Origin of the sequence: Streptomyces sp. NPDC059564 (assembly GCF_042735575.1) — a bacterium.
In the GTDB taxonomy this organism is placed as follows: Bacteria; Actinomycetota; Actinomycetes; order Streptomycetales; family Streptomycetaceae; genus Streptomyces.
Genome location: NZ_JBHWBP010000418.1, coordinates 979 through 6,255 on the forward strand (window position 1 = coordinate 979; position 5,277 = coordinate 6,255).

Sequence of the window (5,277 nt, forward strand, 5' to 3'; positions counted from 1 at the left end):
GCGGTGTCCTCCAGCGCCCGCTCGGCGGCTTCCAGCGCGGCGGTCAGCTCCGCCTCCTGCTCCCGGATCCGCGCGGCCTCCCGCTCCAGCTCCTCGGGGTCGCGGCCGCGCCGCTCCTCCTCCACCGGGGCGGAGGCGCTCTTGACCCGTGCCACCGCGAGGGACTCGGTCCCCCGTACCCGTTCGGCCAGCTGCGAGAGCTCGTACCAGGTCTGCTGGGCCCGCTGGAGCCGCGGCGCGAGGCGGCGTACCGATTCCTCCAGCCCGGCCTCGCGGCTCAGCGCCTCGGCGAGGTCCCGTTCGGCGGCCTCCTTGCGCTCCTTCAGCGCGGCCTCGTCGGCGACCTCCGCGTCGAGCGCGCCCCGCAGCGTGACCAGGTCGTCGGCGAGCAGCCGCAGCCGCGCGTCGCGCAGGTCGGCCTGGATGACCGCGGCCCGCCGGGCCACGGCGGCCTGCCGGCCCAGCGGCTTGAGCTGGCGGCGCAGTTCGTCGCCCAGGTCCTGCACCCGCGCGAGGTTGGCCTTCATCGCGTCGAGTTTGCGCAGCGCCTTCTCCTTGCGCTTGCGGTGCTTCAGTACGCCCGCGGCCTCTTCGATGAAGGCGCGGCGGCCCATCGGATCGGCGTGCAGCACGGAGTCGAGCTGGCCCTGCCCGACGATGACGTGCATCTCGCGGCCGATGCCGGAGTCGGAGAGCAGCTCCTGGATGTCGAGGAGCCGGCAGGTGTCCCCGTTGATCTGGTACTCGCTGCTGCCGCCCCGGAACATGATCCGTGTGAGAGTGACCTCGGCGTACTCGATCGGCAGCGCGCCGTCGGAGTTGTCGATGGTGAGGGAGACCTCGGCCCGCCCCAGCGGGGGGCGGCCCGTGGTGCCGGCGAAGATGACGTCTTCCATCTTTCCGCCGCGCAGGGATTTGGCTCCCTGCTCCCCCATGACCCAGGACAGCGCGTCCACCACATTGGACTTGCCGGATCCGTTCGGGCCCACGACACAGGTGATGCCGGGCTCGAAGCGCAGGGTGGTCGCGGAGGCAAATGATTTGAAGCCGCGCAGGGTCAGGGACTTGAGGTGCACGCCGCCGGACTCTACCTTTCACGTTCGGTTTCACCCATGAAGGTGCAGGGCAGATCAGACGTTAAAGGATTCGGCCCCCCACCTGGGCGTACACGGCGCGCGGCGGCAATGCGGCGGTGAAAGCGGTGGGTGAAAAGGCGCTGGGTGAAAGCGGTGAAAGAAAGAAGGGACGCCGGAGCGTCCCTTGCAGATCATGCGGGGCTGGAATCGAGCGACGGGTAAGCGCGCGGATCAGGTGAGCGCAGGCTCCGCCTGGGGTACGTCGAGGTCAATGCTGTCCAGCAGCGAGTCTCCGTGCTGAGCGGCGGCAGCGTTCAGTGCGTCGTTCTCGGACTGGATCCGTCCGAGCTCGGACTCGAGGTCCTGGACGCGCTGCTGAAGCCGTCGCATCTCGGCGAGGAGTCGCGGGTCGGAACCGCCGACGTAACCGAGAAGCGCCTTTGCCATGATGGATGGTCCTCCACACTGAGTGACCGACCGAAGCGGTGTGGGTCGTGAGGGAATCGCACCCGCGGATGTCCGGCAGCGACTGACAGTCACTGCGCTTACTACTGCCAACACTGCCAAACAGCTCAGGTGCGCGGGGCTTCCAGCGTCTCACCAAAAAGTTTGACGGTCAACACGATCACGCCCCGTATCGGCGGGCGGCCCGGCCCGCGCGAGCGGCGGGGAGTTCAGCCTCGACTCCGAGCCTTCCACGGATCGATCTCCCCGGCAACGCGTCGACGGTGAATGCGCAGTTCCGACCGTGTGCGGACCATCCAGAGATCCGATCAGTCCATGATCGGTCGATCGGTCACCGGATCTCGAACCCGTCGTAGCCACCGCGCGGTGTGCCCCAGATCTCTGTCACCCCGTCCACCCTTCCGGGCGTGTCGGCGGAGCGCAGCCAGTCGAGCAGCCGGTGGCAATTCTCACGTTGACCTTCGGCCACGACCTGCACTCGGCCGTCGTCGAGATTGAGCGCGAAGCCGGCCACTCCACCGATCTCCAAGGCATTGGCCCTGGTGAACCAGCGGAAGCCCACTCCCTGTACCCGGCCGCGCACCCAGGCGGTCAGACGGACATCTTCATTCATGCATGAACGCTAACCGGGCAAACACATTCGGAGCACATCGCCCCCCTTGGCTCATCGGCTACAGTCCCCCACCAATGACTCACCCGTTCGGGTGAGGAGCGTTGATCTTGCAAGGAAGGCACGCCGCCGATGGGACGCCACCGACTCCACGCCTCGCCGCGCCCCGGCGGCAGGCGCCGCACCGTCGTGCTGGGCGGGCTGCTCGGCGTGTCCGTGGCCGTGGCCCTCGGTACGGCCGCCGTCACGACCGGCTTCGTTCCGGTCGGCGGCTCCTTCCCCTACGTCGGCACGGACTCCGGCGGCAGCACGCGGGCCGGGGCGAAACCCTCCGCGAGCGCCGACGCGGACGGATCGGCCGCCGAGCAGCAGGGCGGCCTCGCCAACCTGTCGGGCCGCGCCTCCTCCGGCCCCGACGCGGGCGCCGGCAAGGGCACCCCGTCGGCCTCCCCCAGCGCTTCGGCCTCGCCCTCCCCGTCGGCCTCGCCCTCGGCGGCCCCCTCTCCCTCCGCCTCCACCAAGGAGCCGGAGAAGAGCGCCGCCCCCGAGGCACCGAAGCCGGAGACCACGAAGCCCGCGCCCCCGAAGACGGCCGTGCCGAAGCCGCCGGCCCCCAAGCCGTCCCCCTCGGCCCCGAAGCCCGACGACGGCCACTCCCCCGAGGAGGCGGCCGTCCTCGCCCTGGTGAACCAGGAGCGCGCCCAGGCCGGGTGCGTCCCGGTCCGGGCGAACCCGCCGCTGGCCTCGCTGGCCGGAGCGTTCAGCAAGGACATGGCCGTACGGGGCTTCTTCGACCACACGGACCCGGACGGGAACACCCCCTGGAACCGGGCCGAGAAGGCCGGCATCTCCGGCCTCGGCGGCGAGAACATCGCGCGCGGCCAGGGCGACGCCAAGTCCGTGATGGAGGCCTGGATGAACAGCCCGGGCCACAAGGCGAACATCCTCAACTGCGAATTCCGCACCCTGGGCGTCGGCGTCTACGTAGCCGCCGGCGGCCCGTGGTGGACCCAGGACTTCGGCTTCTAGACGGCGGACGCCGCCAGGGCCGCCCGGCCCGCCACGACCACGCGGGTGTGCTCGGCCACGCGGCGGCCGAGGTGCTCGGCGGTCGCGATGTCGGCCTTGTGCACGCCCTCCGGACCCTCGTCGGAGTTGGTCTGGGCCGCGGCGCCGGAGGAGAAGCCGAGGCGGTTGAGGTCGTACTCCGAGCCGGCGGTGGAGTTCCAGCCCGGCTTCAGGCCCAGGTTGACCCAGCTCATGCCGTGCTGCGAGGCGAGCATCTGGAAGAACTGCAGGGTGTTCAGCTTGTCGCCGGCCTTGGAGGCGGAGTTGGTGAAGCCCGCGGCCACCTTGTCCTGCCACACGTCGCCGAACCAGCGCTTCGAGGTGGCCTCGGCGAAGACGTGGAAGGCGCCGGAGGCGGTACCCATGTAGGTCGGGGAGCCGAAGACGATCGCGTCGGACCCGTCGAGGAGCTCCCATTCGGCGTCGGTGATCGTGTCGACCTTGATCAGGTGCACCGTCGCCCCGGCCGCCGCGGCGCCCTCCCGCACGGCCTCGGCGACGACGGCGGTGTGGCCGTAGCCGGAGTGGTAGGCGATCGAGACGACGGGGGCGGACGTGGTGGTGGACATGGCGGTTCTCCTCAGAAGCGTTTCGGATGCGCCGCAGCACGTCGGGTGGAAGCGGTGCGACGAGAGAAAGAGAACCACTAACTTTTAGAAAGCGCAAGCAGACAGTTAGCGCTGCCCGAGAGTACGCTGTCCCTCATGGAGACCCCTGTCTGTACCGATGCCGGCGCGGCCGACCTGCCGTTCGACGTCTTCGCGCGTGCCTGCCCCTCCCGGGAAACCCTGGAACACGTCACCGGACGCTGGGGCAGTCTCACCGTCGGCGCCCTGCGCGACGGCCCCTGCCGCTTCAACGAGCTGCGCCGCCGTGTCGACGGGGTGAGCGAGAAGATGCTCTCCCAGACCCTGCACGCCCTCGAACGCGACGGCATCGTCCACCGCGAGGCGCAGCCGACCAACCCGCCGCGCGTGGACTACGAGCTCACCCCGCTCGGCCGCGAGGTCGCCGAGCGCCTGATCGGCCTGATCCACTTCCTGGAGGGCAGCATGGACGATGTCCTCACCGCCCGGATGTCCTACGACGCCGCGCGCGGCGGCCGCTGACAGCGCGGGCAGAAGTAGCTCGACCGGTTCATCCACGCCCGTCGCCGCATCGGCGTACCGCAGCGGTTGCAGGGCTCGCCCTCGCGCCCGTACGCGTCGAGGGACCGGTCGAAGTACCCGGATTCGCCGTTCACGTTGACGTACAGGCTGTCGAAGCTGGTTCCGCCGACGGCGAGCGCGGCGTTCATGACCTCACGCACATGGGTGAGGAGTTCCGCGCTCCGGGGGCGCGTGAGCGTGCCGGTGGGGCGCTCGTAGTGCAGCTTCGCGCGCCACAGGGCCTCGTCGGCGTAGATGTTGCCGACGCCGCTGATCAGCGACTGGTCCAGCAGGGCCCGCTTGACGGTGGTGCGCTTCGCGCGCAGCGCGAGGTGGTAGGCGCCCTCGTCGAAGAGCGGGTCCAAGGGGTCGCGGGCGATGTGCGCGATGACGTCCGGGAGCCCCTCGGCGCTGCCGGGGACGGTCTCGTGCAGGGAGAGCCCTCCGAAGGTCCGCTGGTCGACGAAGCGCAGCTCGGTCCCGGCGGAGTCGTCGAAGCGGATCCGGATCCGCAGGTGCTTCTCGTCGGGGGCTCCGGCCGGCTGCACCAGGAGCTGGCCGCTCATCCCGAGGTGTCCGAGGACGGAGAGGTCCTGGCCTTCCAGCGGCAGCCACAGGTACTTGCCGCGCCGCATCGCCGTCGCGATGGTGCGTCCGGCCAGCCGGGCCGCGAAGTCCGCCCCGCCCTCGGGGTGACGGCGTACGGCCCTGGGGTGGAGCACCTCGACGGCCGACACGGTCCGCCCGGCCACCCATCGCTCCAAGCCGCGCCGCACCACTTCGACTTCGGGCAGCTCGGGCACGGTTCTCCTCCGGGGTGACACGGTTTCCGCTCGCTGCCGCCGAGCCTACCGGCCCCGCCACCGGGGCCCGGAAACGGGTCCGCCCCGCCCCCTGCCTGGGCAGGGGG

General features: G+C 70.6%; 6 protein-coding genes and 1 pseudogene (1 of these 7 only partly in view). 2 read left to right on the top strand and 5 right to left on the bottom strand.

Annotated elements, in window-relative coordinates:
- The 3 genes and pseudogenes from ACFV0Q_RS37005 to ACFV0Q_RS37015 form a co-directional block, all read right to left on the bottom strand.
- Positions 1-1,076: pseudogene (locus ACFV0Q_RS37005) on the bottom strand (AAA family ATPase); its annotated part reaches 978 nt to the left of the window's first position; the annotation flags it as partial.
- 231 nt (positions 1,077-1,307) lie between these two features.
- Positions 1,308-1,523, bottom strand: a complete 216-nt coding sequence (locus ACFV0Q_RS37010) for a hypothetical protein (RefSeq protein ID WP_030227372.1) — start codon at positions 1,521-1,523, stop codon at positions 1,308-1,310.
- A gap of 349 nt (positions 1,524-1,872) precedes the next feature.
- The gene (locus tag ACFV0Q_RS37015) at positions 1,873-2,154 is read right to left on the bottom strand and encodes an acylphosphatase (protein WP_385011762.1); all 282 of its coding nucleotides are present in this window, start codon (positions 2,152-2,154) and stop codon (positions 1,873-1,875) included.
- A gap of 129 nt (positions 2,155-2,283) precedes the next feature.
- On the opposite strand from ACFV0Q_RS37015, the gene ACFV0Q_RS37020 reads away from it, so the two are divergent.
- Positions 2,284-3,180: a CAP domain-containing protein gene (locus ACFV0Q_RS37020; protein ID WP_385011764.1), complete on the top strand. Its 897-nt coding sequence runs from the start codon at positions 2,284-2,286 to the stop codon at positions 3,178-3,180.
- On the opposite strand, the gene ACFV0Q_RS37025 is transcribed toward ACFV0Q_RS37020, so the two are convergent.
- Positions 3,177-3,788: a flavodoxin family protein gene (locus tag ACFV0Q_RS37025; RefSeq protein ID WP_385011766.1), complete on the bottom strand. Its 612-nt coding sequence runs from the start codon at positions 3,786-3,788 to the stop codon at positions 3,177-3,179. The genes ACFV0Q_RS37020 and ACFV0Q_RS37025 overlap by 4 nt on opposite strands.
- Positions 3,789-3,923: 135 nt before the next feature.
- On the opposite strand from ACFV0Q_RS37025, the gene ACFV0Q_RS37030 reads away from it, so the two are divergent.
- Entirely contained in the window at positions 3,924-4,328 is a 405-nt protein-coding gene (locus ACFV0Q_RS37030) for a winged helix-turn-helix transcriptional regulator (RefSeq protein ID WP_385011769.1), read from the top strand.
- Here ACFV0Q_RS37030 and mutM read toward each other — a convergent pair.
- Positions 4,301-5,170 (bottom strand): bifunctional DNA-formamidopyrimidine glycosylase/DNA-(apurinic or apyrimidinic site) lyase, encoded by an 870-nt coding sequence (gene mutM / locus ACFV0Q_RS37035; RefSeq protein WP_385011772.1) that lies wholly within the window; start codon positions 5,168-5,170, stop codon positions 4,301-4,303. The genes ACFV0Q_RS37030 and mutM overlap by 28 nt on opposite strands.
- Positions 5,171-5,277: the final 107 nt, after the last annotated feature.